The sequence below is a fragment of the Parvibaculum sp. genome (genome assembly GCF_039680535.1).
Lineage (GTDB): Bacteria > Pseudomonadota > Alphaproteobacteria > Parvibaculales > Parvibaculaceae > Parvibaculum.
The window spans coordinates 108,307-134,837 of record NZ_JBDKSS010000005.1; the positions used below are offsets into that span (position 1 = coordinate 108,307).

Sequence of the window (26,531 nt, forward strand, 5' to 3'; positions counted from 1 at the left end):
CTTGATGCCAAAGATAAGCAGTCTCATTTTCAGGTCAAGAGAAAATGACGGGGGCGTCAGGTTTGTGAAGGATTCCTTAGTTTCACAATTGTAAATTGTTCAATTTGCACAGCCCGTGCTATCGATAATGCAGAGGGAGAGACCATCCCGGTCGGAACGCGGTGGGGGCCACGTGATGACCAGAAACGGGATGGCGCAGAGGGAGGGGTAGTCCTGCCGGATTACAATAAGAGCGCTGCGGCAAACGCTGGCGCCCATGCCTGTCGGCAATCCCCGACGCGAACCGGATGATTGCGCCGGTCGGCTTCACGCGCCCTTGAGGGCGCGAGGGCCGCACCGGATGCGCGTTGATTTTGGCTTCGTAACCGGACCTGTCATCCGCTCAAGGAAGGCAGGATAGAGACAGGTATGCTCCCATGATCAAGTTTCTCGAGAATCTGGTCTTCAGCCTTCGCGTCGTCATTCTGGCAACGCTCGCCATCATCACCGTGATCGGCCTCTATTTCGCCTTTCAGCTTCGAATGACGGCGGGCTTCGACAAGCAATTGCCGATCGGGCACGAATACATCCAGACCTTCCAGCAATATCGCGACCAGCTCTTCGGCTCGAACCGCATCATCGTGGTTCTGGAGCCGAAACAGGGCACGATCTGGAATAAGGACTTCTTCAAGGTCTACAAGAACCTCACCGATGAAATCTTCTTCCTGCCCGGCGTGTCGCGTCCGACCGTCACCTCGCTCTGGACGCCCAATACGCGCTACCGGGAAATCACCGAAGACGGCATCAGCGCCGAGGACGTGATCTCCGGCAAGGTCACCGCCGACACGATGACGCCGAAGGCATTGACCAAGATCGAAAGCAACGTCATTCGCGGCGGCTTTGTCGGCCGGCTCGTCTCGAACGATTTCACCGCTGCAATGGTCTCGGCGGAACTTCAGGATTACGACCCCTCGACCGGCCAGAAGCTCGACTACTTCGATCTGGCCGACAAGCTCGAAAAGCAGCTCCGTCAGAAATACGAGAACGATCGGTATACGGTCCGTATCATCGGCTTCGCGAAGTCGGTGGGCGATATCGCCGCGGGCGCCAATGGCGTTCTCGTCTTCTTCCTGATCGCCTTCCTGCTCACCGCGCTGTCGGTCTATCTCTATTCGCGCTCGGTGCTGCTCACCTTCGCCACGCTCTTTTCCTCGCTCACGTCGGTCGTCTGGCAATTCGCGCTGCTGAACCTGCTCGGCTATGGCCTCGATCCGCTGGCGATCCTCGTTCCCTTCCTCGTCTTCGCCATCGGCGTCAGCCATGGCGTGCAGCAGATCAACCTCATCACGGCGGAACTCAGCAACGGCGCAACGAGCGAAGAGGCGGCGAGGGCGAGCTTTTCCGGCCTTCTGGTGCCCGGAACCATGGCGCTCACTACGGCGCTGGTGGGCTTCGCCACGCTTTATCTGATCCCCGTGGGCATGATCCGCGAGCTTGCCATCACGGCTTCGATCGGTGTCGCGCTCAAGATCGTCACCAACCTCATCATGCTGCCGCTCGTCGTGAGCTACATGACCTTCGACAAGGGCTTCACGGCGCGCGTCACACGCTCGCGCGAATTCCGCCTGAAGATCATGCGCCATCTGGGCAAGGTGGCGGAGCCGCGCAACGCGGTCGTTGTCCTCGTCGTTTCGTTCGTGCTCTTCGGCTATGCCGCCTGGGAGAGCCGCAACCGGCATGTCGGCGCGCTTCACGCAGGTGCGCCGGAGCTCCGGGAGGACTCGCGCTACAATGTTGACTCGCGCGACATCGCGTCGAAATTCTCGCTCGGGCTCAATCAGCTCACGGTGGTGGTCGAGACGCAGCCCGACGCCTGTGTCGATTACGCCGCGCTCAATTTCCTCGACCAGTTCTCCTGGTACATGGAGAACACGCCCGGCGTGAGCCTTGTCGTATCGCTGCCTTTTGCGGTCAAGTCATCGGCGGCCGGCTGGAACGAGGGCAATCTCAAATGGCAGGCCATTCCGCGCAACAAGGATGCGCTGGCCCAGGCCGTCGCTTCCGTTCCCGGACAAAGTGCGATGATGAATCAGGAGTGTACGATTCTCCCGCAGCTCATCTATCTCAAGGACGCGAAGGCGACGACGATTGCGACGGTGGTCGCGGCGGTCAAGGAGTTCCGCTCCACTCACGCGATGAAGGGCATCAATATCCGGCTCGCTTCGGGCAACATGGGCGTGCAGGCGGCTGTGAACGAGGAAATCTCGCAGTCTGAACTGCCGATGATGCTCTGGGTCTATGTCGTCATCATCGCGCTCGTCACGCTGACCTATCGCGACTGGCGGGCCGTCATCGCCTGTTGTCTGCCGCTGACCTTCGCCACCTTCTTCGGCTACTGGTTCATGGAGGTGCTGCAGATCGGCCTCACGGTCGCGACCCTGCCGGTCATGGTGCTGGCCGTCGGCATCGGCGTCGACTACGCCTTCTATATCTACAACCGCATCCAGTTCCATCTGGCGGAAGGCCGGAACATCACCGAATGCTTCCAGCTGGCGCTTATGGAAACCGGCATGGCGACCTTCTTTACCGCCATCACGCTGGCCATCGGCGTCTCGACCTGGGCCTTCTCGGCGCTCAAGTTCCAGGCCGATATGGGCCTGCTGCTGACCTTCATGTTCCTGGTCAACATGATCATGGCGATCACCGTGCTGCCTGCGCTCGCGGTCGTTCTCGACATGATTTTCCCGCGGCGCGCTCCGGTCAGGCACCGCAAGAGCCTGATGGCGCATTAGGCGGGATCAGAGCCACCCCGGGGCGGGTCGCCGGGCCCGCCCCGGAACCTCTGTCGCAAAAGCGCTTACACTTTTCCCTATCGCGCTTTAGACTGCGGGCCAAGAACAACAGGGGGGCCGTCCCGAGGGGGCCGCTTCACGATTGGAGCTGAGAAAAGAATGCTGGAGAGGATTATTGAAGCCCTGAAAAAGGGCGTGGCCAAGAATGCGGCACCGGCCGCTGGCGCTGAAGTCAAACGTCTGGCTGCCGCCGCGCTGATGATCGAAGCCGCCCGTCGCGACAATGATTTCGCCGAAGACGAGCGCGCAGCAATCACGCGTATCGTCGGCGAGCACTTCGATCTCTCTGCGGACGACGCGAAGGCCCTGGTTGACCTTGCGGAACAGCGCCAGAAGGTTCCCTTTGGCGAGACGATCTTCACCCGCACGGTTCGCGACTCGTTCACGCCGGAAGAGCGCAAGGACGTGCTGCGCATGATGTGGCAAGTGGCGAACGCCGACGGCCAGCTGCACCGCCTCGAAGGCGTGATGATCGAGCGCCTCGCGGTCGAAATCGGCCTCACCAAGGCCGACAGCGAAAGCGCCCGCGCCGAAGTGACGGCCAAGGGCTAAGCTTCAGCCGGTTTCATGCATGAAGGCCGCGCCCGGCATACGGGCGCGGCCTTTGTCATGTCCGGTCAGACGCTATAGCGCACCGGCATTTCCTTGATGCCGGAGATGAAATTCGAGCGCAGGCGGCGCACCGGCCCCGAGACATGAATGTCCGGGTACCGCTTCAGCAGTTCCTCGAAAAGGATCGTCAGCTGCAATTCGGCAAGGCGCGAGCCGAGGCAGAAATGCTGCCCCGCACCGAAGCCGAGCTGCGTCGGCGCGTCGGCCGACCTGTAGCGCGTCACGTCGAAGCGATAGGGGTCCGCCCATTGCGCCTCGTCGCGATTGGCGGATGCGTACCACATAACGACCTTGTCGCCCCTGGCGATCTTCTGCCCACGAATTTCAGTGTCGTCCGTCGCCGTGCGGCGCATATGGAGGACGGGGCTCACCCAGCGCACGATTTCCTGAACCGCAGACGGGATGAGCGACGGATCGTCGAGAAGCTTCTGCCGCTCCTCCGGATGCTCGGAAAGCGCAAGAAGGCCGCCCGAGATCGAATTGCGCGTCGTCTCATTTCCCGCAACGACAAGCAGAATGAAGGTGCCTATATAGGCCGGGAAGGTGAGGGGCTCCCCGTCGATCTTGGAATGGACGAGCATCGAGATCAGGTCTTCGCCCGGCTTTTCCAGACGCTGCTGCCACAGGCCCGCGGCATAACCCGCCATCTCGCCCACGCATTTGCGCATATATTCGTCGGACACCCGAAGCTCCGGATCGTCTTCGCCGACGGTCGCATTCGACCATTCGAAGAGCTTCGGCCCGTCGCTTTCCGGCACGCCGAAGAGTTCCGCCAGAACCTCGATCGGCAGGGCGGCGGCGACGGCGGAGACGAATTCGGCCTCGCCCGTCTTCGGCAGATTGTCGAGCAACCGCGTCACGCGGGCGCGAATGCGCTCCTCCATGTTCGAGATGCGCTTCGGCACGAAGCCCGGCGTGATCATCCGGCGATAGGCCGCGTGCTCCGGCGGGTCCATGGAGATCATGGTCGCGTCAGTCTGGTTCTCCTCGATCTCGTTCTCATTGAAGATGCGATGCCCGCCCATCCGCTTGGCGGAGGAAAAGAGCTTCGGGTTCTTCGAAATCGCTTCAATGTCGTCGTAGCGCGTGATCGCCCAGAAGCCTGTACTGTCGGCTTCCGGGTTCCAGTAGACCGGCTCCTGCGCCCGTAACGACCGGAAAATCTCGTGATGATCGCCGCGCAGATAGAGATCCGGGTCCTTCATATCCGGCCTTCCGTCAAGCTCGAGCCTCTCGGCCTTGGGCCTCAGCATGTTTTCCTCCCCCATTCGTCTTTATTTTATCAGGAAGGATATGCCTGAATCCGGGATCATCTCAACAACGCTCCGCGCCTCGAGCCAAATCCGATTTCCCTTTCCCAACGGATTCTTCCACAGGAAAACGCCGGAATCCGGATGCCTCGCCCGTGTATCGAATGCCTGGTCCGCCGGATTTAAACCATTGTATAAAACAGGGTTTATACTCCTTATGATTATTCCGTGCACTGTTCTTCAGAAGAAGAAGCTTCGATCGGCGGTGCTCTCTCCCTTTTCGAGAAGCTACCGCGACAGGCATGAAATCAATAATCTCGCACCCGAGATTGCCATTGCCTATGCGCATGGCGTGACGACGCCCGATGGCCGCATCTTCTATCTTAAGAATGCCAAGTGCGGTTGCACGACGATCAGCCAGATGCTGCATACCTACATCTTCGGCGCGCCTTTCCCCGGCAATATCCATCAGTCCGATGCACTCCCGCTCGGACTCCGGCATTTTCGCCTCCACCGGGCCGCAATCGCCAATTCCGAGGCCGTAAAATTCTCCTTTGTCCGGCATCCGTTCAGCCGCCTGAAATCGGCCTTCTGCGACTTCTTCGTCGACGATCGGAGGAATCCTCAGGCCTTGCGTCACTGGGACAACATGCTTGCGCTCGGCTTCAAACCAGGCGGCGACATCAATTATAACTTTGATGTCTTTCTCCACTATGTCGGACTCAATCTCGAAAGAGCGGAACTGCATTGCGACGAACATTGGCGGCCGCAATTCATCTCACTGGGCAGCGGGAAAATCGCCTACGACAAGATCGGGCGCTTCGAAAATTTTTCGGCGGATCTGAAGGAGATCTTTTCCAATGCGGGGCTTCCACTACTTGTCGCATTGGTGGAACGCAAAATGACCTTCAATCAAAGCAGCAATGAGACGCGCGACGATCTCACCATCAGCCGCGCACAGGCGTCGAAGATCCGCTCGCTTTATGCGATGGATTTCGAAGCCTATGGCTATGAATGAAGACGCGCGGCATGCAGCCTAGCGCAGCGGAAAGCCGACCGCCTCTTCGAGTTCACGCAGCGCCTGTTCGGCGTTCACCACCTTGATGGTGCGCATGCCGAGCTGCGCGGCCGGCTTCAGATTGATGCCGAGATCGTCGAGATAGACCGAACCGGCGGGAGAAACGCCCAGCGCCTCGCAGGCCATGCCATAGATGCGCGGATCGGGCTTCCGGATGCCGACCTTGGAACTTTCGATCACATGGTCGAACAGCGACATGACCTCGGCGACGAGCGCCGCCTTTTCCGTCGAGCGCGCCATCCCCGCGCCGGAACCGGCGGCCACATTGTTGGTGATGCAGCCCACGCGAGCCCGCTCCTTGCAGCGCTTCAGCGCCTCGACCATCTCCGGGCGGATGTCGCCGGAAAGAAGCTCGACCACGTCGCGCCCCCGCACCAGAGCACCTTTCGCTTCAGCCTCCCTGGCGAAAAGCTCGTCGAATTCGTCGAGCGTGCATTCGTTGCGCTCGAACAGCGCCCAGGCATTGGTGTCGGGATTGGTGGCGTTGATGCCGCGAATGAAGTCCTTCGGAAGGCCGCGCTCGGCTTCGTAACGGCTGAAGGCCTCGAAGGGGCTCGACGTCAGAACGCCGCCGAAGTCCCAGATGACAGCTTCGATCATGATGTTCCTGCAGATCAAATTTCGGTTGGCGCGACCCTACACCGGGGGCGCAAAAAGCGGAATAGCCAGGCAAGGATCGTTCAATCGCCGGGATGGCCGGGCGCAAGCGCCGAGGGCGCGCTGCTGCGCGAAGCGCCAAAGAGGCGCTCGAAGAAGCCCGGCTCCTCCCAGTCGCGCTTCCGGTTGGGGTCGGCATCGCCCTCATTCGTCGTCGCGGGCAGCGGCTCCCGGGCCGCGTCCGAACCCGCCAGTTGCGGCGTGTAGGTTCCGGGCAGATCGACGACGGGCAGGCCGCTCTGTGTACGGACCATGAAGTCGTGCCAGATCTCTCCGGGCAGGCCGCCGCCGGTCACCTTCTTCATCGGTGCGCGATTGTCGTTGCCGATCCAGACGCCGACAACCAGATCATGCGTGAAGCCGATGAACCACGCATCGCGGTAGTCCTGACTTGTGCCCGTCTTGCCCGCGGCGGGCCGGTCGTCGAGCGCCGCCTTGCGGCCCGTGCCCTCCTGCAGAACGGCCTTCATCATGTTGTTCATTTCGGACAAGGCCAGCTCGCTCATCACATTGCCGAGGCCGGTGCCCGAGCGGCGATAGAGCTGGTCGCCGTCGCGGGTCAGCACCTCATCGATGCCATGCGGAATGACGCCATTGCCTCCATTGGCGAAGGCGGCATAGGCCGCCGTCAGTTCGAGGAGATTGACGTCGCAGGTGCCGAGGGCGAGCGAAAGATTGGCGGGCAGCGTCTCTTGAATGCCGAGGCGATGCGCGGTGCTGATGACATTCTGGACGCCGACTTCCTGCGCAACCTGCACCGCAACCGTGTTGACCGATTCCGCCAAGGCCCGGCGCAGCGTCATTTCGCCGTCGAAGCGGCCCGAATAGTTGGACGGCGACCAGCCGCCATAGTTCACCGGGCGGTCGACGCGGATCGTCTCCGGCGTCAGGCCGCGCTCCATCGCCGTGAGATAGATGAAGGGCTTGAAGGCCGAGCCGGGCTGACGCCGCGCCTGCACCGCGCGATTGAACTGGCTTTGCGCGTAGGAGCGCCCGCCGACCATTGCGCGCACGGCGCCGTCCGGCGTCATCGCCACCAGCGCGACCTGCGAGGCGCGGACTTTCGAGCCCTCCGCCGCCATGACCTTCTCGACCACCTCCTCGGCCGCACGCTGCATGTTCGGATCGATGGTCGTGCGCACGACGAGATCGGTGTTGGACTCTCCCGCAAATCCGGGCAGCACATCGGCCACCCAGTCGACGAAATAGTTGATCGAGCCCGAGGCGGAATAGCCTTCCAGCGATGCGGGATGGGCATTGGCGGCAGCCGCCTGCGCGGGCGTGATGTAGCCGACGCGCACCATGTTATCGAGGACGATGCCGGCGCGGCTCCGCGCCAGGGCGATGTCATTGGTCGGCGAATAATGCGAGGGCGCCTTCAGAAGCCCCGCCAGCATGGCGGCTTCCGACAGCGTGAGCTCGCGGGCGCTCTTCTTGAAGTAGCGTTCCGACGCGCCTTCGACGCCATAGGCGCCGCCGCCGAAATAGACGCGATTGAGGTAGAGCGTGAGGATCTGTTCTTTCGAGTAGCGGGCCTCAAGCCAGATCGCGAGCAGCATCTCCTTGATCTTGCGCTGGATGGTGCGGTCCGGCTTCAGAAAGACGTTCTTCGCCAGCTGCTGCGTAATGGTCGATCCGCCCTGGACCACGGTGCCGGCGCGATAGTTCTGGTAAAAAGCGCGGGCAAGGCCGATCGGATCGATGCCGAAATGCCAATAGAAGCGCTCATCCTCCGTCGCGATGACGGCTTCCGGCAGATAGCTCGGCAGGTCCGACAACGCGACGCGCCCGCCCAGCAGATCGCCGCGATGACTGAGGGTCTCGCCATCCGCCGCGAGGATCGATAGCGAAGGCGTATGCGCGACATCGTAAAGGCCCGATGTGTCGGGCAAGGTCATGGCGAAATAGAAGAGCAGGCCGCCAATGCCGATGGCGACCCAGAGACCGAGAACGAGCGTCCAGTAGAAAAGGCTGCCGATGATACTGCCGCCAGACGAGCGCTGCCGCTTTTCGGCGCGCGGCGCGCGGCTCCGGCGGGGCGGCGGCGCCTCATCGCGATGCGAGGACAGCCCCGGCACCGAACGCATATGCGGATCGGCGCGCAGGACCATGCCTTTGACCGCCGACTTCTTCTTCGGGGGCTTGTTCTGAGCCGGCTTCGGTCCGGCGGATTTCCTTGTCGGGCCGGAGCTTCTTCCAGGACCGCCATGCGGCGCCCGGCGCAGATTGGCATCGACGCCGATACGAACCGAGCCGAGCCCGGGCACACGGCGCGTCATCCAACTGCCGTCATCATCGTCCCGATCGTCGGGCGGGCCGCCTCTGCCTTTTCGCGATGACATCTGTGCCTTGCGGATCAGTTCACTGGCCGGTCTGGCCGCCGGAAACCGCCCCCGGAAACCACCGTTGATTTGCGATTTCAAATTAGCAGCCGTTCGCCGCGGCGCCAAACGGGGGCCGCGGGGCGGGGCTTCATAGGACCCAATCAGGGTCAAAATAGGGCAAGGCCTTCAGGACTGCGGGATAGGGCAGGATATGCCGTCATTCCCGCCCCCTTCATAACGAAATCCGTCGCTCGGAAAAGCGACGGATTTACGGCACCGCGCCGTTAACCCCGTGTGCGGATGCGATCCGCGCACAGTCATTTTTCAAACATCCGTTCGAGGGCATGGAGCGCGTGGGGCGACAGACTACGAAAGAGCGCTTGCTGGAAGCGGCACGCGGACTATTTGCCGAGCGCGGATTTCACAACGCGACGGTGCGCGATATCGCGGCGCGAGCAAACACGAACCTCGCTTCGATCAATTATTATTTTCGGAGCAAGGACGATCTGTATCGTGAGGTGCTCAGCCATTCCTTCCGCAAGGCCGTTGATGCGGACGAGTTCGACGACGCCCCCCACGACATCGGCAGCAGGGAAGATCGCCTGAAAGTCTTCATTCGCGGGCTCATCCCGCGCTCCGTCGAGGATGGCGAGAGCGACCAGCATATGCGCCTGCTCGCCTGGGAGATGCTGTCGCCGACAGGCGCTCTCGACCATATCGAGGAAACGGAAATCAAGCCGCATCTCGAACGCGCGAAGGAAATTGTGCGCCCCTTCCTCGCGTCCGACGCATCACCCATGGATCTTGCCGCCGCTGCGCTCTGGCTTGTCGGCCAGTGCCTGATCTTTCGCGGACTGGCCGAGCGGGTCAGGCTGGGCTTCATGCCCGTCCAGACCGATGCCGATCACGCCGAGCGCCTTGTCGCGCTCGTCACCGATCTCTCTCTCCGGGGCCTCGTCTCGAAGTCGCTCTGAACCTCAGATATCGAGGTTCGCGACGTTCAGCGCGTTTTCGCGGATGAAGTCGCGGCGCGGTTCGACCACATCGCCCATCAGCTTCACGAAAAGATCGTCGGCTTCATCGAGTTCGCGGATCTTCACCTGAAGAAGCGAGCGCGCTTCCTTGTCGAGCGTCGTTTCCCAGAGCTGCTCGGGGTTCATTTCGCCGAGGCCCTTGTAGCGCTGCATCGCAATGCCCTTGGAGCCCGCCGCGAAAACGGCATCGAGGAGCTGCGAAGGTGAGCGGATTTCGTGCACGTCATCCTTACGGCGCAGCGTCGCCGCCCTCACATAGACTTCCTGCAAGTGGCTCGTATAGGCATCGAGGCGTCGCGCATCGGCACTGTCGATCAGCGGCGCGTCGATCAACACTTCCTCGCGCACGCCACGCACGTCGCGATGGAACGAAAGGCCGCCATCCCCCGTCACCTCGCCGACCCAGCCGCGCTCTGTCTCGTCGGAGAGAAGATCGAGACGCCGCGCTACATAGGCGGCTGCCTCCTTCGCATGCTCCGGCTCTTCGAGGGCCTTGGGCGTGAGGGCGCCCGCAATCGCCGCCTGCTCGACGACGAAATGCGGATATTTGGGCGGCAGGCCCTTGAGAATCTTTCGGATGCCGCGCGCCTTTTCGACAATCTCACGCAGATCCTCTCGCGAGCGCTGCGTGCCGTCATGCAGCGTCAGCACCATGTCTTCGAGACCCGTCTCAACGAGATAGTCTTCGAGAGCGCTTTCGTTCTTGAGATAGGTCTCGGACGAGCCGCGGCGCACCTTGTAGAGCGGCGGCTGAGCGATATAGAGATGGCCGCGCTCGATGACCTCCGGCATCTGCCGGTAGAAGAAGGTGAGCAGCAGCGTTCGGATATGGGCGCCGTCCACGTCGGCGTCGGTCATGATGATGATCTTGTGGTAGCGCAGCTTGTCCACGTTGAAATCGTCGCGGCCGATGCCCGTGCCGAGCGCGGTGATCAGCGTGCCGATTTCATTCGACGACAGCATCTTGTCGAAGCGCGCGCGCTCCACGTTGAGAATCTTGCCGCGCAGCGGAAGCACCGCCTGATTGGCGCGGGCGCGCGCCTGCTTCGCAGAGCCGCCGGCCGAGTCACCCTCGACGATGAAGAGCTCGGATTTTGCCGGATCGCGCTCCTGGCAATCCGCCAGCTTACCGGGCAGGCTCGAAATATCGAGGGCGCCCTTGCGCCGCGTGAGTTCGCGCGCCTTGCGCGCCGCCTCGCGTGCCGCTGCCGCCTCGACGACCTTGCTCACGACGGTCTTCGCGTCGCCGGGATGTTCTTCGAGCCAGGTCGTCAGCGCTTCGTTGACGAGACTTTCGACGACAGGACGCACTTCGGACGAGACGAGCTTGTCCTTCGTCTGCGAGGAGAACTTGGGATCGGGAACCTTCACCGAAAGAACGCAGGTGAGGCCTTCGCGCGCGTCGTCGCCGGTGAGCGAAACCTTCTCGCGCTTCGCAATGCCGCTCTCATTCGCGTAATTGTTGATGACGCGCGTGAGCGCACCGCGGAAGCCCGCGAGATGCGTGCCGCCATCGCGCTGCGGAATGTTGTTCGTGAAGCAGAGCATGTTCTCGTGGTAGCTGTCGTTCCACCACATGGCGAGCTCCACCGTGATGCCGTCGCGTTCCGCCTTCAGATAGATCGGCGCGGTGATCAGCGGCGTCTTGGTCCGGTCGAGGAAGCGCACGAATTCCGCGAGGCCGCCCTCATACATCAGATGCAGCACCTTCGGCTCGACGCCGCGCACATCGGAGAGGTCGATCTTCACGCCGGAGTTGAGGAAAGCGAGTTCGCGCAGGCGATGCTCAAGCGTTCCGTAGTCGAATTCAGTCTTGGTGAATGTTTCCGCAGACGGATGAAAGGTGATTTCCGTGCCAGTACGCGGCTTGCCTTTCTCGTCGACCCCCCCATCACCCACGACCGCGAGCGGCGCGACGGGCACGCCATGCTCGAAGCGCATCCGGTGTTCCTTGCCCTGACGCCAGATGCGCATTTCAAGCCAGTCCGACAGCGCGTTGACGACGGAGATGCCGACGCCGTGAAGGCCGCCGGAAACCTTGTAGGAATTCTGGTCGAACTTACCGCCCGCATGGAGCTGGGTCATGATGACCTCGGCGGCAGAAACGCCTTCGCCCTTGTGGATCTCGGTCGGAATGCCGCGCCCGTTATCGGCAACGGTGACTGAGCCGTCGGCATTGAGGCGCACGAAAACCGTGTCGCAATGTCCCGCCAGCGCCTCGTCGATCGAGTTGTCGACGACTTCGTAGACCATGTGATGAAGGCCCGAGCCGTCATCGGTGTCGCCGATATACATGCCGGGGCGTTTGCGCACCGCATCGAGGCCCTTCAGAACCTTGATCGATTCCGCGCCGTATTCTTCCGGGCTGCTATTGGGAGACATGCATATTCCTCAGATCTTTGTTCCGGCGTTCACCGGTCTCAGTTCAATTGCGTGACGGCGCCGCGCTTCACGTCGAAACATTGCGCAGCCGACCCAAGCGCCGCGAAGAGCATGGGGTCTGTCCCCGTCATGAAGGCCTGAAGGCCCAGCGCGACAATCTCGTCGAAAAGCGCGCGGCGGCGCTCCTCGTCGAGATGCGCCGCGATTTCGTCGAGCAGCAGCAGCGGCGCGCGGCCCTGCGCGGCAAGGAGCCGGGCATTGGCGAGCACGATGCCGATGAGCAGCGCCTTCTGCTCGCCGGTCGAGCAGAGCCGCGCTTCGCGATCCTTCGCCCTGTGACGCACCAGAAGATCCGAACGATGCGGACCTTCGAGAGTGCGGCCCGCGCCCGCATCACGCGCGCGAGAGGCGGCGAGACGGCGAATGAAATCATCCTCAACATCCACGGCGGGCTTTTCCGCCAAAGCCTCTTCGAGCGTGCCTTCGAGCGCGATATCGGCGCGCGGGAAATGCGCTTCGCTTGCCGCATCGATCGCGCCGCGCAAGCGAGCCAGCGTCTCGACGCGGGCAGCGGCGATGGCGACGCCATGCTCGGCCATCTGTTCTTCGAGGCCGCCAAGCCAGGACTCGTCCATCACGCCATCGGCGAGCAGCCTGTTGCGCTCGCGCAGGCTCCGCTCATAGGCGTTGACCCGTGTGCCATGCGCCGGATCGAAGCCCATCACCAGCCGGTCGAGGAAGCGGCGACGCTCGCCCGCGCCTTCGACGAAGAGCCGGTCCATGGCGGGCGTGAGCCAGACGACGCGGAGATGCGCGCCTAGCGCACCCGCGCCGGATGCATTTGCGCCATCGATCCTGACCGCGCGTGAGCGCGCGGCTTCCGCGCCCGGTGCAATGCCGGTGCCGATACGGACCGGGCCTTCGGGCGTCTCGATGGTGGCGGCCACCGCCCATCCGCCCGCGCCGCCATCGCGCGCGATCTCGGCATAGGCGGCACCGCGCAGGCCCCGGCCCGGCGAGAGAAGCGAAACCGCTTCGAGAAGATTGGTCTTGCCCGCGCCGTTCTCGCCCGTCAGCACAACGGGACGGTCGTCGAGCGCGATCTCCGCACGCGCATAGGAACGGAAATCCGTGACGACGAGACGGCTCAGCCAGTTGGCGCGGTCCGCACGCGGCGATGCCTTCGTTCCAAAGGAGCTTGGAGCGCCGGTGTCGCCACTGATCGCAAACCTCTCACCCGTACGGGCCAACAATTCGTTCCGTTCCTTACACGCGCCCTGTCGCGTCCTACACGCGCATCGGCATCAGCACGTAGATCGCCTTTTCGTCGTCGCTGTCGCGCACGAGCGTCGGCGAACCGGAATCCGCCAGCGCGAAGGTCGCTTCGTCGCCGTCGAGCTGCCCGGTGATGTCGAGCAGGTAGCGGGCATTGAAGCCGATTTCGAGCGGCGTGCTCGAATAGGAGACCGAGAGTTCCTCGGTCGCGCTGCCCGAGTCCGGGTTCGTCACCGAGAGCGTGAGCTTGCCCTCGTCGAGATTGAGCTTCACCGCGCGCGACTTCTCGGTCGAGATGGTCGAGACGCGGTCCACGGCCTCGGCAAAGCGCTTGCCGTCGACCTGCATGACCTTGTCGTTGTCCGCCGGAATGACACGCCCGTAATCGGGGAAGGTGCCGTCGATGAGCTTCGAAGTGAGCACCACGCCGCCGAATTCGAAGCGGATCTTGGTTTCCGAGACGCCAACCGAGATCGTGCCCGCATTGCCTTCCAGAAGCTTCTGGAGTTCGAGCACGGTCTTGCGCGGCACGATGACGCCCGGCATGCCGGACGCGCCCGCAGGCAGGTCGTGATCGACCTGGGCGAGGCGATGGCCGTCCGTCGCGACGGCGCGAAGCGCGCTTGCCTTGCCGCTCTCGACGGCATGGAGATAGATGCCGTTGAGGTAGTAGCGGGTCTCTTCGGTCGAGATCGCAAAACGGGTCTTGTCGATCAGGCGGCGCATGGCTTCGGCCGGCAGATCGAAATGATGCGGCAGCTGGCCCGCGGCCATGGCAGGGAAATCTTCCTGCGGCAGCGCCTGAAGGGCGAAGCGCGAGCGGCCGGCGGTGAGCTGGAGGCGTCCTTCGTCGGCGCCGGTCGAAAGCTCGACCTGAGCCCCGTCAGGCAGCTTCCTGACGATGTCGTAAAGCGTGTGAGCCGGCGCCGTGGTCGCGCCCTTCTGCGCCACATCGGCGTCGATCGACTCCACCACCTCGATGTCGAGATCGGTCGCCGTGAGGCTCAACTGCCCGCCATCCGCCTTCAGGAGGACGTTGGACAGGATTGGAATGGTGTTCCGCCTCTCGACAACCGATTGCACGTGGTTGAGAGACTTGAGGAGTGCGCCCCGCTCGATCGTGATCTTCATGGTCTCTCTTCGGTCCCCCGTTTGGGCACTCAGCCCTTGCCCTGATGGCCGCTAAGGTTCATCTGCAGCAGACCCCACCCCTGCCGGCAGCGTACCCTGAGGTGGCGCGCCTTGGCCTCAAGCATGGCCGGAGCGCCTGTCCTGGTCGGGAACCCGCTAAACCGGGGGTCGGAAGAGGCATCGGGAGGGCCCTTCGGCCCCCGCCTGCATGCCTCCCGGCGAGTGCCGGAAATCCGCAGAAAATCGTTCGCCGAAGTATAGCAGATCGTCCGCGCGATGCACGTTTTTCAGCACGGGAATCCCCACGCCAAAAATGGCTGAATCGCCTGATTCCGCAGGGGGTTAGCGGGGAGGGGGCTGACGCCGCTCAGCTGGCCCCGTTGCCACCCTCGAGCATCCGCCGCAGCAGGTCGACATCCTCGTCCATGCCGCTGTCGGCTGCACGCAGCTCGTCGATCTTGCGGACCGCGTGGATGACCGTCGTATGGTCGCGGCCGCCGAATTTACGGCCGATCTCGGGCAGCGACCGGGTGGTGAGCTGCTTGGAGAGATACATGGCGACCTGACGGGGGCGCGCGACCGCGCGGGCCCGGCGCGCCGAAAGCATGTCGGCGAGGCGGACGTTGTAATATTCGGCCACGCGGCGCTGGATTTCCTCGATGGTAATCTTGCGGTCGTTGCAGCGCAGAAGATCGCGCAGCACGTCCTGAGACATGTCGAGCGTGATCGGACGGCCGACCAGCGAGGCATAGGCCACGACACGCTTCAACGCGCCTTCGAGTTCGCGGACATTCGAGACGATGCGATGCGCGAGGAATTCAAGCACACCGTCAGGGATCGTCACCGGCCCGTTGCGGCTCGCCATTTCCTCGGCCTTGGCCTGGAGAATGCCGAGGCGAAGCTCGTAATCGGTCGGATGGATGTCGGCAGCGAGGCCCCAGCCGAGGCGCGAGCGGATGCGCTCCTCGATCCCTTCGAGATCGGAAGGCGACCGGTCGGCCGAAATGATGACCTGACGATTGTGATCGATCAGCGCATTGAAGGTGTGGAAGAACTCTTCCTGCGTGGAATCCTTGCCCGAAATGAACTGCACGTCGTCGATCATCAGCACGTCGACGGTGCGGAACTGCTGCTTGAAGGCCATCGTGTCCTTGAAGCGCAGCGCACGCACGAACTGGTACATGAACTTCTCGGCCGAGAGGTACAGCACCTTGCGTTCCGGCTGACGGCGGCGGATTTCCCAGGCGATGGCGTGCATGAGATGCGTCTTGCCGAGGCCGACGCCGCCATAAAGGAACAGCGGATTGAAAGTGACGTCCGTGGCCTCCGCGACGCGGCGAGCCGCCGCATGGGCAAGCTCGTTCGACTTGCCGACGACGAAAGCCTCGAAGGTGAGGCGCGGATCGAGCGGTGCGCCAACGCCGGCATCTTCGAAACCGTTCGGAATCTGCGAGGCGGGAGCCGGCTGCGGGGCGATGAACTTCGGCGCCGCCTGAGAGACATGGCGCGGCGCAGCGGCGTGGCCGTCGATCTGCGTCGTCGGAGCGGCGGCGGGCGCAGCCGCCGATACCGCGGCAAAAGGCGCGGCGGAGGCGCCGTCAGCGGCGCGCGTGCGCACCAGCACCTCGATGCGCGAAAGCGCCGGATCTTCCTCGCTCCAGAGCGTCGACAGACGCTCGGCATAGTGCGAAAGCAGCCAGTTGCGGATGAAGCGCGTCGGCACGGCAAGCATGACACGGCCATCGCCCACGCCCAGCAGCTCGATCTGCTTGAACCAGCTATTGAACGTCGCCTCGCCAAGCTCCGCATGAAGGCGCGCGCGCACGCGGCGCCACTGCTCGCCAAGACCTGCATCGACCGATGACGCCCCTGCATCCGTCGCGGCGCCGAAGGCACGGGACGAGCGCGCTTCCGCTCGCTCCTGCTCAATGCCATGCGTTTCGCCTGCGGGACGGAAAGCCGATTTAGCCGCCGAAACCAGCTTGTCTTCGTTCACGACCTCTACCCCTCGTCCTTGTCCCGGCCCCCGATCCGCCAGGACTTTCATGAACCGACACCGCCCCCAGTGCCGGATCCTTGCCCGTACCCCCGACAGAGGACATATCCACCCGCCGGTTATTTTCTCAATTCAGTGCCGCCCGCCGATCAACCCTGCGCCCAGGGAAGACCGGACGCCTTCCAGCCATTGCGGTGCCCACGATGACGATCTTCATCAAGATCACCCTCGAAGCCACCGGCCACGTTGTAGCAATGCGCGAAGCCCTGCGCCGTCATCGACACCGCCGCCGCGCGCGAACGAGCGCCCGAACGGCAGAGGAACAGAACCGGCACATCCTTGCGCCCACCGCCCAGCGCAGCCGCGACGTCGCCGGAGAAGGCTTCGTTCACGGTCATGGAAGGGAACACCTGCCATTCCGCAAGCAGCGGCTCCTTGCCGATGGACGACAGGTCGGGCAGTCCCACATAGGACCACTCCGCACGTGTCCGCACATCGATCAGGACAGCATCCGGATTTTCAGCAAGAACGCGCCAAGCCTCTTCGGCCGACACATCGCCCGCGTAATTCGCGGGGCGGTCGCCGAGGATCCGAGGCTCTATTCCCGTGCTTGCGTTACCCGACATCAGCCCCTTCTCCAACAGACACCCAGCCCTACGCAGGCACAGCTCTCTTCACGGCGGCAATCCCTATAGGAATTCCTCCGCTTCGTCACGCACAACTGTGTGGATACTTCATGCAGGTCGAAGCTGCTTAATCAAATACTGTATTCAGTCAATTTTTATTGAAAAACACCAGTATTCGTTCGCCTCTTCGAGGTTAACAACCATACCTTCGAGACCCCGGAGTGGCAAGCGAGAAGAGTCGTCCGCTGACAAAAAAAGTTCTTACAGGACGCGCGAAATGTACATGTGCGCCAGTGAAAATTGCATCGCAAATGAGCACCGTCGCAACGCACACATGAAGATGTGAATGAATCCAATTCGATGCGCAGATGTAGCGTGCAGAGTCTTCGCGCGCGCGAAAAAAGCATTGCGACAACGTATTCATTTTCACTGCAACAAAAGCATCACACTTGGCTGCTCGCGAAAAGAAAAAGCCCGCGTCGTTCGCGGGCTTCGTTCTCGACAGCGCAGCGCATCTTCGATGCGCGTCGCGAGCGTCTTTTCGTCTCAGGCGAGCGCCTTCACGCGGGCCGCGAGGCGCGACACCTTGCGCGACGCGGTGTTCTTGTGAACGACGCCCTTCTGCGCCGAACGCATGATCTCCGGCTGCGCTTCCTTCAGCGCGGCGGCAGCGGCTTCCTTGTTGCCGCTGGCGATCGCTTCCTCAACCTTGCGGATGAAGGTGCGCATGCGCGAGCGACGGTCCTTGTTGACCTCGGTGCGCGCGGCGATCTTGCGGATGGCCTTCTTTGCGGAGGGAGTATTCGCCATTGGTATCTGACCTTTGCCTCGCCGGACATCCCGCGATGCCGACGCAAAATTTCATGCCGATCGCGAGACACCGAATGTTCCGGTGACAAAGTTCTGGCCAAAGGGGCCTCGCGCCTTTTTTGAAGAACCGCCTCACACCCGTCGGGCAGGGCAGTTCTTTCCGAGGCGCGCGTTATACGCGGGCGGGCTCCCTCCGTCAACCGCGCCGAAAATCGCTCAGAAGTGTGGCCAGGGGCCGCAAATTGGCGACTTGCCAGCTCCCGACGCCCTCATTCCGGCTCGATCGAGAAGCGCACTTCCGTTGCGCCGCCTGCCTCGGGAACGGTCTGAATTTCCAGGCGCTCGCCCTCACGGCGGAAAACGAGGAGATCCCTGATGAGTTCGAGCTTCTTCTGCCGCTTCCAGCCGAGCTGGGGCAGCGTATCGGTATAGAAGCGCCGGACCGAGGCGGGGGTAACTTTTCCGGTCGCCACGGAGCGGATGATCCGGCCGTTCGGCTTGTCGAAGACAACGCCGCCATCCCCGGTTTCGTGCAGGCCCTCCATCAGCGGCATGTCCTCGACGGCATCGAGATAGCCCGAAGCCCGTTCTTCGGCCGAAAGACCGCCTGAAAGCACGGCGACGCCCAGACAGAGGACGAGAGCCGCAAAGCGCATCATCATCGAATTCGAGCCCCCCTCGTGCCGGCCCCGATCATTTCTGACAGCGCGGGCAATAGAAGGTCGAGCGCCCGGACTGCACGATCCGCTTCACCGTACCGCCGCAGCCCGGCTTTGAACAGGCTTGCCCCTCGCGGTCATAGACCGCAAAGGAATGCTGGAAATAGCCGAGCTCGCCATCCGTATGCGCATAGTCGCGCAAGGTGGAGCCGCCCGCGGCGATCGCCTCGTTCAGCACGTCCCTGATGGCGCGGGCGAGACGCTCGGAACGCTGCGGGCCGACGACGCTTGCGGCCGTGCGGTTGGGCGAAAGCCCCGCGCGGAAAAGCGCCTCGCACACATAGATATTTCCAAGTCCCGCAACGGTACGCTGATCGAGCAGCGCCGCCTTGATCGGTGCGCGGCGGCCCTTCAGCCTTTCCGAAAGTGTGGCGGCAGAAAATTCATTGCCGAGCGGTTCCGGCCCAAGCGCCGCCAGATGCGGATTTTTGTCGAGATCGTCAGCGGCGATGAGATCCATGAAGCCGAAGCGCCGGTGGTCTGAATAGACGATGCGGGTGCCATCCTCCATGTCGAGGATGATGTGATCGTGCTTCTCGGCCCCCGCTCCACTCTCCGGCATGGCGTGGTGAAACGCGCCGGGCGACGACCTGTCACCCGAGGGCGGATGAATGGTGAAGCGGCCGGACATGCCGAGATGGATGAGCAGCACCTCGCCGCCTTCGAGCCGGGCGAGGATATATTTCGCGCGGCGGTCCAGCCTCTCGACCAGCCTTCCAGTCAGCCGCTCGGCGAAATGTTCGGGCAGGGGATAGCGCAGATTGGCGCGGCGCTGGGTCGCGAGCCTGATCCGGCGCCCCTCCAGGGCCGGCGCGAGCCCCCGGCGGACGGTTTCGACTTCAGGTAGTTCAGGCATGCTCTATTTGTGACTTTGGCCTTGCGACGATGAGGCGGGCGAAACCGCGCCCGCGAAAGTAGCGCCGTTGAAGCCGCTAGGCTATGGTCCGCCCGATGAGCACGACACTTCACACCACCGAGGACGACGCCGCGCCGGAAGGCGAGGCGACGACGCATTTCGGCTTCAAGACCGTCGCCGAGGATGAAAAGGCCAAACTCGTTCACGACGTGTTCGAGCATGTCGCTTCGCGCTACGACCTGATGAACGATCTGATGTCCGGCGGGCTTCACCGCGCCTGGAAACAGTCGATGATCGACTGGCTCAATCCGCCGCGCGGCGACCGGGCCCTCAATCATATCGACGTCGCGGGCGGCACGGGCGACATCGCCTTCCGCATCCTCGACCGCGCGGGCCCGAATACGCATGTCACGGTCTGCGACATCAACCGCCACATGCTCGGCGTCGGGCAGGACCGCGCCGAAGCGCAGGCGCATAGCGGGCATGTCGAATTCGTCTGTGGCGATGCGGAGCGTCTTCCTTTTCCCGACCGCAGCTTCGACGCCTATACGATCGCCTTCGGCATTCGCAACGTCACTCATATAGAGAAGGCACTTGCCGACGCCTATCGCGTGCTGAAGCCGGGCGGACATTTCCTCTGTCTCGAATTCAGCCAGGTCGCGGTGCCGGGTCTCGATGCGATCTATGACGCCTATTCCTTCCGCGCGATCCCGCAGATGGGGAAATGGGTGACGGGCGACGGCGAGCCCTATCAATATCTCGTCGAAAGCATCCGCCGCTTTCCACCGCAGGAAAAATTCAAATCCATGATCGAGGCCGCCGGCTTCGCGCGCGTCCAGTACCGGAACCTCACCGGCGGCATCGCTGCGATCCATTCCGGCTGGCGGCTCTAGGAGCGGAAAACTTCATGTTCCGCGCTTTCCGCAATCTTTCGCGCCTCGTTCGCGCCGGCCGCGTGCTGGCGCGGCACGACGCACTATTCCCTGTGGAACTGCGCGGCGAAATGCCCGCAACGCTGCTCTTCATGCTCGGCGTGGCGAAAATTCGTCTCCCCTGGGAACAGTCGTCGCTCGAAGAGGAAGGCGGCGAGCCCGCTTCGCGCCTCGCCTCCGCGCTTGAACAGCTCGGCCCCTCTTACATAAAGCTCGGACAGTTTCTCGCGACGCGGCCAGACATCATCGGCGCCGAACTCGCCACCGATCTGACGCGGCTGCAGGACAAGCTGCCGCCTTTCCCGATGTCGGAGGCGCAGACGATCATCGAGGATGAATTCGGTCGCCCGGTCGATGAGATTTTCTCGTCGCTGAGCGAGCCCCTCGCCGCAGCCTCCATCGCGCAGGTGCACAAGGCGCGAACGCATCCCGACGAGACACACGCAGAAGGCCGGGATGTGGCGGTAAAGGTGCTGCGGCCCGATGTCGAGGCGAGCTTCGCCCGCGATCTCGACAGCTTCTTCTGGATCGCGGAAACGGTCGATCGCGTCTATCCGCCCGCGCGGCGGTTGCGTCCTGTCGAAACAGTGCAGACGCTCGCGGACAGCGTGAAGCTCGAAATGGATTTCCGCCTCGAAGCGGCGGCCATGTCCGAGATGGCGGAGAATGTCGCGAAGGACAAGGGTTTTCGCGTTCCCGCCGTCGATTGGGAACATACCTCGCGCCGTGTGCTGACGCTCGAATGGGTGGGCGGCATTCCCGCTTCCGATGTGCCTGCGCTCATTGCGGCGGGACACGACATGAAGAAGCTCGCCACGCAGGCGATCCAGTCCTTCCTCACCCATGCGCTGCGCGACGGCTTCTTCCATGCCGACATGCATCAGGGAAATCTCTTCGTCGATGCGGACGGAACGCTGGTCGCCGTCGATTTCGGCATCATGGGCCGCCTCGACCAAGGCCAGCGACGGCTGATGGCGGAAATTCTCTACGGCTTCGTGCAGCGCGATTACCGCCGCGTCGCCGAGCTGCATTTCGTGGCGGGCTACGTGCCGCACACAAAGAGCGTCGACGCATTTGCCCAGGCGCTGCGGGCGGTGGGTGAGCCGGTCTTCGGCCGTTCCGCCCGCGATGTCTCGATGGGCCGGCTTCTCGCGCAGCTCTTCCAGGTCACCGAACAATTCGCCATGAAGACGCGGCCGGAACTCATCCTGCTGCAAAAGACCATGGTGGTGATCGAAGGCGTGGCGCGGAACTTCGACCCCGACCACAACATCTGGGACAGCGCCGAGCCGATCCTGAAGTCCTGGATGATCGAGCGGCTCGCGCCCGAAACGCGGCTCGAGGAAGCCGCAGCCGGTGCGCGCGAACTCGGGCGGCTCGTCACCAACCTGCCCGAGCTTCTCGACCGGGCGGAGCGCACCGCTCGGCTCTTCGCCGAAAGCATCGACGAGGAGGGGATCAGGCTCCATCCCGCCTCGACGGAGGCGCTCGCCCGCGCCCAGAACCGGCCGTGGCTAGGCGGCCCGCTTCTCTGGGCGGTTGTCGGTGCGGCGGTCGCCGTCCTCCTGCTCAGGCTTTTCTGAAGTCGCCAAACCGCAGGCCGTCACCCCGGACCTGATCCGGGGTCCATCTTTGCAGAACTGCGTCGGGGAAGCCGGATGCCGGGTCAGGTCCGGCACGACGATGCGGACAGAAGAAATATTTTTACTATCCTATCAAGGGGAAATAATTTATCTCCACATTTGCCGCGTAAAACCTTATATTCCCCTCCGCCGACAGGCATCGTCAGGCAACCCTGCCAAAGCCGGAGTTTTCATTCCGTGAGTGACAGCGCGCTTCAGAACCGCCGCATCCTCCTCATTATCGGGGGCGGGATCGCCGCCTATAAGTGCCTCGAACTGATCCGCCGGTTGCGGGACAAGGGAGCGCGGGTGCGCACCATCCTGACCGAGGCCGGGGCCCAGTTCGTGACGCCGCTCTCGGTGGCCACGCTGACGGGCGAGCCAGTCTTCCAGTCGCTTTTCGACCTGACGCGCGAGGCCGAGATCGGCCATATCGAGCTGTCGCGCGACGCGGACCTGCTGGTCGTCGCACCCGCCACCGCCGACCTCATGGCCAAGATGGCGAACGGGCTTGCGGGCGACCTCGCCACCACGACGCTGCTTGCCACCGACAAGCCGGTGCTGATCGCCCCCGCCATGAATGTGCGGATGTGGGCCCACCGTGCGACACAGCGCAATCTCGAACAGCTCATGGCCGATGGCATCGAGATCGTCGGACCGAATGAAGGCCCGATGGCCTGCAATGAATATGGGCCGGGCCGCATGGCGGAACCCGCGGAAATCCTCGCCGCCATCGAGCAGCATTTCTCGGAAAACGCCTTCAAGGGCGAGTTGCCGCTCAAGGGCGTCAAGGCGCTGGTGACTTCCGGCCCGACGCATGAGCCCATCGATCCCGTGCGCTATCTCGCCAATCGTTCGTCGGGCAAGCAGGGCTATGCCATCGCAACGGCGCTCGCGCGTCTCGGCGCGGAAACCGTTCTCGTTTCGGGCCCGACCAATCTGCCACCGCCGCCCGGTGTCACCGTGAAGAATGTCGAGACGGCGCGCGAGATGCTGGCGGCCTGCGAAGCTTCGCTGCCGGTCGATGTCGCGGTCTGCGCGGCCGCCGTCGCCGACTGGCGCGTCGACGTCGATGCGACGCAGAAGATCAAGAAGGAGCCGGGCGCCGGCGCGCCGGAACTCAGGCTCGTCGAAAACCCGGACATTCTCGCCACGATTTCAAAGCTCACCGCAAACCGGCCGCCGCTCGTCGTCGGCTTCGCGGCGGAGACGGAAAAGGTCATCGAGCACGCGGTGGCCAAGCGCGCCCGCAAGGGCTGCGACTGGATCGTCGCCAACGACGTCTCGCCGGAGACCGGCGTGATGGGCGGCGAACTCAACACGGTTCATCTCATTACGCGCGACGGCCAGGAAGACTGGCCGCTGCTGCCGAAGCAGGCCGTCGCTGAGCGGCTCGCGCGGCGGATTCTCGCGCATTTCACGGACAAGGGTAAAAAGGCATGACGGGTTCGATCCGCGTCGCGGTGCAAAGACTGCCGCATAGCAACGGCCTCGCATTGCCGCGCTACGAGACGGAAGGCGCGGCGGGCATGGACCTTCTGGCGGCCGTGGATGAAGCGGAGCCGCTGACGCTTGCCCCCGGCGCGCGCGCGCTGGTGCCGACCGGCCTTGCCATCGCGCTGCCGACCGGCTTCGAGGCGCAGGTGCGTCCGCGCTCGGGCCTTGCCGCCAAGAACGGCGTCACCGTTCTCAATTCGCCCGGCACGATCGACTGCGACTATCGCGGCGAGGTGAAGGTCATTCTGGTCAATCTCGGTGCCGAGCCCTTCGTCATCACGCGCGGAACGCGCATCGCGCAGATGGTCGTGGCGCCGGTGACGCAAGCGGTCCTTGCCGAGGTCGAAAGCCTCGACGAAACGGTGCGCGGCGCGGGCGGCTTCGGCTCGACCGGCACGGCCGCCAGAGGCAATTGAGGGGGAGCCATCATGCTACGCTTGTCCAAGAAGACGTGGCTCGCGCTTGAAGCGGTGGTCGATGTCGCGATCAATGCGCGGCCCGACCCGGTGCAGTCGAAGGAAATCACCAAGCGGCAGGGTATTCCGCAGCGCTATCTCGAACAGGTGATGCAGCAGCTCGTCCATGCCGGCATCCTCAAAGGCGTGCGCGGTCCGCGCGGCGGCTACCGGCTTGCCCGCGAGCGGCGCCGCATCACGGTGGGCGAGGTCGTGCGCGTCGTCGGCGCCATGGAGTCCGCCGACGATCCGGTGACGACAGGCCCTTCCGAGCTTGGCGAGCGCGTCATTGCGCCGCTCTGGGAGGAAGTGCAGAGGGATTTGATGGAGCGCCTGGAGAAGATCACAATTGACGATCTTTGCCGCAGGGCCGAAAGCGCGACCGCCGCAAGCGAAGCGCCAGCCGCCGATTTCACGATCTGAACGCAGACCAAGCAGGAGCCCAACATGAGCGAAGCGAAGAAAGTGCCCGGCCGTGGCCGGACTTACGACAACATCATCGAGACCATTGGCGATACGCCGCTCGTCCGGCTCAATCGCCTGGCGAAAGAGGCTGGTGCCGTTGCCGACATCTTCCTCAAGCTCGAATTCTTCAACCCGCTGGCCAGCGTCAAGGACCGCATTGGCGCCGCGATGATCGAGGCGCTGGAGGCCCAGGGCAAGATCAGGCAGGACACCGTCATCATTGAGCCGACCTCCGGCAATACCGGCATCGCGCTCGCCTTCGTCTGCGCGGCCAAGGGCTACAAGCTGATCCTCTGCATGCCGGAAAGCATGTCGATTGAGCGCCGCAAGATGCTCGCCCTGCTCGGCGCGCAGATCGAGCTGACGCCCGCCGAAAAGGGCATGAAGGGCGCCATCGCCCGCGCCGAGGAGCTGATGCGCGAACACCCGAATTCGGTCAGCCCCCAGCAGTTCGACAACCCGGCCAATCCCGAAATCCACCGCCGCACCACGGCCGAGGAAATCTGGAACGACACGCATGGCAAGGTCGATGCGGTGATCTCGGGCGTCGGCACTGGCGGCACCTTCACCGGCATCGGTTCTGTGCTGAAGCCGCGCAAGCCCGGCTTCCGCATGATCGCGGTCGAGCCGGAAGACAGCCCCGTGCTTTCCGGCGGCCAGCCCGGCCCGCACAAGATTCAGGGCATCGGCGCCGGCTTTGTCCCGGGCAACCTCGACCGCACGCTGATCGACGAAGTCATCACGATCGGCAATGAAACCGCCTTCGAAACGGCCCGCAAGGCCGCGAAGCTCGAGGGTATTCCTTGCGGCATTTCCTCGGGCGCGGCCATTGCGGCGGCCCTTGAGGTCGGAACGCGACCGGACATGAAGGGCAAGACCATCGTCGCCATCATTCCGTCTTTTGCGGAACGTTATCTCTCGACAGCGCTTTTCGACGGGCTATAAAAACCCGGTTTCAAGTTTCAGTACTCGGGCGCGCGGAAGAATGTTGCAAAAGTTCGGTCTCGATTGGTTTCTGCTCGCCCTCGTTTTCGTCGTCGCCGCCGCTGCCTTGTGGTCGGCGCCGGGTGTTACGGGCGGCCCACTCCACGTGGAGTGGGTCGCGAAGTACGGCCTCGTGGTCGTCTTCTTTCTCTACGGATTGACGCTGTCGCCGGAGAAAATGCGGGCGGGCCTCACCCGCTGGAAGGTGCATGTCACAGTCCAGCTCGGGACCTTCGTGCTCTTCCCGATCGTCGTCCTGATCGCCGGCTATTTCCTCAAGGACGCCTTCCCGCCTGAAGTCTGGCTCGGCTTTTTCTACATCGCCGCGCTTCCAAGCACCGTTTCCTCTTCCGTCGCCATGACCTCGCTGGCGCGCGGTAATGTGCCGGTCGCCATCTTCAATGCGACGCTCTCGGCTTTTCTCGGCGTATTCATCACGCCGCTGCTCATGGCCTGGTACATGCACTCGACCGGTCAGTCGCTGCCGCTGGAAAGCGTCATCACCAAGGTCGTGCTGCTCGTTCTGGTGCCCACGGCAGTCGGCCAGATCGCCCATCGCTGGCTTTCCGAATGGGCCAAGCGCAACGGCTCATGGCTGAAGATCTGCGACCGCGCGGTCATTCTCGCGATCGTCTACAACTCCTTCTGCGACTCCATCAGCGCAGGCATCTGGAGCAGTCATGACGCTTCGCTTCTCGTCGGCATGATTGCCGGCGTGATCGTTCTGTTCTTCATCATCTACGAGCTGCTGAAGATTCCATCGAAGCTGATCGGCCTCGACCGGGAAGACACGATCGCCTGCCTCTTCTGCGGCTCGAAAAAGTCGCTGGCGACGGGCGTTCCGCTGTCGAAGGTCATGTTCGGCGCCACACCGGCGCTCGGCCTCATCATCGCGCCGCTGATGCTCTTTCACTTCTTCCAGCTGCTGATCGTGAGCGTGATCGCAAGCCGCTATTCGCGCGATCCGATCACCGAGCCCGCCAAGGCCTGACGCC

Annotated in this window: 22 protein-coding genes; 11 read left to right on the forward strand and 11 right to left on the reverse strand. The window is 63.1% G+C overall.

From position 1 onward, the window contains the following. The first annotated feature begins 416 nt into the window (after positions 1 to 416). Complete coding sequence (locus tag ABFC66_RS01650) at positions 417 to 2,771, forward strand: MMPL family transporter (protein WP_346739214.1); 2,355 nt, start codon at positions 417 to 419, stop codon at positions 2,769 to 2,771. Positions 2,772 to 2,930: 159 nt separating this feature from the next. Then, positions 2,931 to 3,383: a TerB family tellurite resistance protein gene (locus tag ABFC66_RS01655; RefSeq protein ID WP_346739215.1), complete on the forward strand. Its 453-nt coding sequence runs from the start codon at positions 2,931 to 2,933 to the stop codon at positions 3,381 to 3,383. A 65-nt stretch (positions 3,384 to 3,448) separates the two neighbouring features. On the opposite strand, the gene ABFC66_RS01660 is transcribed toward ABFC66_RS01655, so the two are convergent. Beyond that, positions 3,449 to 4,696 (reverse strand): cytochrome P450, encoded by a 1,248-nt coding sequence (locus ABFC66_RS01660; protein WP_346739216.1) that lies wholly within the window; start codon positions 4,694 to 4,696, stop codon positions 3,449 to 3,451. Here ABFC66_RS01660 and ABFC66_RS01665 point away from each other — a divergent pair. Beyond that, the gene (locus ABFC66_RS01665) at positions 4,695 to 5,711 is read left to right on the forward strand and encodes a sulfotransferase family 2 domain-containing protein (protein ID WP_346739217.1); all 1,017 of its coding nucleotides are present in this window, start codon (positions 4,695 to 4,697) and stop codon (positions 5,709 to 5,711) included. The genes ABFC66_RS01660 and ABFC66_RS01665 overlap by 2 nt on opposite strands. Before the next feature lie 18 nt (positions 5,712 to 5,729). Here ABFC66_RS01665 and ABFC66_RS01670 read toward each other — a convergent pair whose 3' ends face one another. Together ABFC66_RS01670 and ABFC66_RS01675 are read right to left on the reverse strand one after the other, a co-directional pair. After that, entirely contained in the window at positions 5,730 to 6,371 is a 642-nt protein-coding gene (locus ABFC66_RS01670; RefSeq protein ID WP_346739218.1) for an HAD-IA family hydrolase, read from the reverse strand. Between the two features lie 80 nt (positions 6,372 to 6,451). Beyond that, positions 6,452 to 8,707, reverse strand: coding sequence for a penicillin-binding protein 1A (locus ABFC66_RS01675; protein ID WP_346739219.1), 2,256 nt, complete (start codon positions 8,705 to 8,707; stop codon positions 6,452 to 6,454). 425 nt (positions 8,708 to 9,132) lie between these two features. Here ABFC66_RS01675 and ABFC66_RS01680 point away from each other — a divergent pair, with 425 nt between their 5' ends. Continuing rightward, on the forward strand, positions 9,133 to 9,726 hold the full coding sequence (locus tag ABFC66_RS01680) for a CerR family C-terminal domain-containing protein (protein ID WP_346739220.1): 594 nt from the start codon (positions 9,133 to 9,135) through the stop codon (positions 9,724 to 9,726). Positions 9,727 to 9,729: 3 nt separating this feature from the next. Here ABFC66_RS01680 and gyrB read toward each other — a convergent pair whose 3' ends face one another. The 8 genes from gyrB to mutM all read right to left on the reverse strand — a co-directional run bounded on the left by gyrB (position 9,730) and on the right by mutM (position 19,581). After that, on the reverse strand, positions 9,730 to 12,168 hold the full coding sequence (gene gyrB / locus ABFC66_RS01685; protein ID WP_346739221.1) for a DNA topoisomerase (ATP-hydrolyzing) subunit B: 2,439 nt from the start codon (positions 12,166 to 12,168) through the stop codon (positions 9,730 to 9,732). A gap of 38 nt (positions 12,169 to 12,206) precedes the next feature. Beyond that, positions 12,207 to 13,319 carry a DNA replication/repair protein RecF gene (recF, locus tag ABFC66_RS01690; RefSeq protein WP_346739606.1) on the reverse strand — a complete coding sequence of 371 codons (1,113 nt, stop codon included), beginning with the start codon at positions 13,317 to 13,319 and terminating at the stop codon, positions 12,207 to 12,209. Between the two features lie 136 nt (positions 13,320 to 13,455). Further along, entirely contained in the window at positions 13,456 to 14,574 is a 1,119-nt protein-coding gene (gene dnaN, locus ABFC66_RS01695; protein WP_346739222.1) for a DNA polymerase III subunit beta, read from the reverse strand. A gap of 367 nt (positions 14,575 to 14,941) precedes the next feature. Further along, a complete protein-coding gene (gene dnaA, locus ABFC66_RS01700) occupies positions 14,942 to 16,570 on the reverse strand; it encodes a chromosomal replication initiator protein DnaA (RefSeq protein ID WP_346739223.1) in 1,629 nt (542 codons plus the stop codon). A gap of 149 nt (positions 16,571 to 16,719) precedes the next feature. Next, complete coding sequence (locus ABFC66_RS01705) at positions 16,720 to 17,196, reverse strand: rhodanese-like domain-containing protein (RefSeq protein ID WP_346739224.1); 477 nt, start codon at positions 17,194 to 17,196, stop codon at positions 16,720 to 16,722. Positions 17,197 to 17,742: 546 nt separating this feature from the next. Next, a complete protein-coding gene (rpsT, locus tag ABFC66_RS01710; protein WP_152214187.1) occupies positions 17,743 to 18,006 on the reverse strand; it encodes a 30S ribosomal protein S20 in 264 nt (87 codons plus the stop codon). Between the two features lie 269 nt (positions 18,007 to 18,275). Next, positions 18,276 to 18,668, reverse strand: coding sequence for a hypothetical protein (locus tag ABFC66_RS01715; RefSeq protein WP_346739225.1), 393 nt, complete (start codon positions 18,666 to 18,668; stop codon positions 18,276 to 18,278). Between the two features lie 31 nt (positions 18,669 to 18,699). After that, a complete protein-coding gene (mutM, locus tag ABFC66_RS01720; protein WP_346739226.1) occupies positions 18,700 to 19,581 on the reverse strand; it encodes a bifunctional DNA-formamidopyrimidine glycosylase/DNA-(apurinic or apyrimidinic site) lyase in 882 nt (293 codons plus the stop codon). A 95-nt stretch (positions 19,582 to 19,676) separates the two neighbouring features. Between mutM and ubiE the strand changes: the two genes are divergently transcribed. The 7 genes from ubiE to ABFC66_RS01755 all read left to right on the forward strand — a co-directional run bounded on the left by ubiE (position 19,677) and on the right by ABFC66_RS01755 (position 26,527). Next, positions 19,677 to 20,474 carry a bifunctional demethylmenaquinone methyltransferase/2-methoxy-6-polyprenyl-1,4-benzoquinol methylase UbiE gene (gene ubiE, locus ABFC66_RS01725; protein ID WP_346739227.1) on the forward strand — a complete coding sequence of 266 codons (798 nt, stop codon included), beginning with the start codon at positions 19,677 to 19,679 and terminating at the stop codon, positions 20,472 to 20,474. Between the two features lie 14 nt (positions 20,475 to 20,488). Next, on the forward strand, positions 20,489 to 22,096 hold the full coding sequence (ubiB, locus tag ABFC66_RS01730; RefSeq protein ID WP_346739228.1) for a 2-polyprenylphenol 6-hydroxylase: 1,608 nt from the start codon (positions 20,489 to 20,491) through the stop codon (positions 22,094 to 22,096). A 237-nt stretch (positions 22,097 to 22,333) separates the two neighbouring features. After that, entirely contained in the window at positions 22,334 to 23,578 is a 1,245-nt protein-coding gene (gene coaBC, locus ABFC66_RS01735) for a bifunctional phosphopantothenoylcysteine decarboxylase/phosphopantothenate--cysteine ligase CoaBC (protein WP_346739229.1), read from the forward strand. Beyond that, entirely contained in the window at positions 23,575 to 24,048 is a 474-nt protein-coding gene (gene dut / locus ABFC66_RS01740; protein ID WP_346739230.1) for a dUTP diphosphatase, read from the forward strand. The genes coaBC and dut overlap by 4 nt, the downstream gene beginning before the upstream one ends. A gap of 12 nt (positions 24,049 to 24,060) precedes the next feature. Beyond that, positions 24,061 to 24,510 (forward strand): Rrf2 family transcriptional regulator, encoded by a 450-nt coding sequence (locus ABFC66_RS01745; protein ID WP_346739231.1) that lies wholly within the window; start codon positions 24,061 to 24,063, stop codon positions 24,508 to 24,510. A 24-nt stretch (positions 24,511 to 24,534) separates the two neighbouring features. Further along, on the forward strand, positions 24,535 to 25,497 hold the full coding sequence (cysK, locus tag ABFC66_RS01750; protein ID WP_346739232.1) for a cysteine synthase A: 963 nt from the start codon (positions 24,535 to 24,537) through the stop codon (positions 25,495 to 25,497). Between the two features lie 40 nt (positions 25,498 to 25,537). Further along, the gene (locus tag ABFC66_RS01755; RefSeq protein WP_346739233.1) at positions 25,538 to 26,527 is read left to right on the forward strand and encodes a bile acid:sodium symporter family protein; all 990 of its coding nucleotides are present in this window, start codon (positions 25,538 to 25,540) and stop codon (positions 26,525 to 26,527) included. The last annotated feature ends 4 nt before the right edge of the window (positions 26,528 to 26,531 follow it).

Coding starts and splice junctions, on each gene's coding strand:
- ABFC66_RS01650 (WP_346739214.1), top strand. CDS start 417: ATGATCAAGTTTCTCGAGAATCTGGTCTTCAGCCTTCGCGTCGTCATT.
- ABFC66_RS01655 (WP_346739215.1), top strand. CDS start 2,931: ATGCTGGAGAGGATTATTGAAGCCCTGAAAAAGGGCGTGGCCAAGAAT.
- ABFC66_RS01665 (WP_346739217.1), top strand. CDS start 4,695: ATGTTTTCCTCCCCCATTCGTCTTTATTTTATCAGGAAGGATATGCCT.
- ABFC66_RS01660 (WP_346739216.1), bottom strand. CDS start 4,696: ATGCTGAGGCCCAAGGCCGAGAGGCTCGAGCTTGACGGAAGGCCGGAT.
- ABFC66_RS01670 (WP_346739218.1), bottom strand. CDS start 6,371: ATGATCGAAGCTGTCATCTGGGACTTCGGCGGCGTTCTGACGTCGAGC.
- ABFC66_RS01675 (WP_346739219.1), bottom strand. CDS start 8,707: ATGACGCGCCGTGTGCCCGGGCTCGGCTCGGTTCGTATCGGCGTCGAT.
- gyrB (WP_346739221.1), bottom strand. CDS start 12,168: ATGTCTCCCAATAGCAGCCCGGAAGAATACGGCGCGGAATCGATCAAG.
- dnaN (WP_346739222.1), bottom strand. CDS start 14,574: ATGAAGATCACGATCGAGCGGGGCGCACTCCTCAAGTCTCTCAACCAC.
- ABFC66_RS01705 (WP_346739224.1), bottom strand. CDS start 17,196: ATGTCGGGTAACGCAAGCACGGGAATAGAGCCTCGGATCCTCGGCGAC.
- rpsT (WP_152214187.1), bottom strand. CDS start 18,006: ATGGCGAATACTCCCTCCGCAAAGAAGGCCATCCGCAAGATCGCCGCG.
- ABFC66_RS01715 (WP_346739225.1), bottom strand. CDS start 18,668: ATGATGATGCGCTTTGCGGCTCTCGTCCTCTGTCTGGGCGTCGCCGTG.
- mutM (WP_346739226.1), bottom strand. CDS start 19,581: ATGCCTGAACTACCTGAAGTCGAAACCGTCCGCCGGGGGCTCGCGCCG.
- ubiE (WP_346739227.1), top strand. CDS start 19,677: ATGAGCACGACACTTCACACCACCGAGGACGACGCCGCGCCGGAAGGC.
- ubiB (WP_346739228.1), top strand. CDS start 20,489: ATGTTCCGCGCTTTCCGCAATCTTTCGCGCCTCGTTCGCGCCGGCCGC.
- dut (WP_346739230.1), top strand. CDS start 23,575: ATGACGGGTTCGATCCGCGTCGCGGTGCAAAGACTGCCGCATAGCAAC.
- ABFC66_RS01745 (WP_346739231.1), top strand. CDS start 24,061: ATGCTACGCTTGTCCAAGAAGACGTGGCTCGCGCTTGAAGCGGTGGTC.
- cysK (WP_346739232.1), top strand. CDS start 24,535: ATGAGCGAAGCGAAGAAAGTGCCCGGCCGTGGCCGGACTTACGACAAC.
- ABFC66_RS01755 (WP_346739233.1), top strand. CDS start 25,538: ATGTTGCAAAAGTTCGGTCTCGATTGGTTTCTGCTCGCCCTCGTTTTC.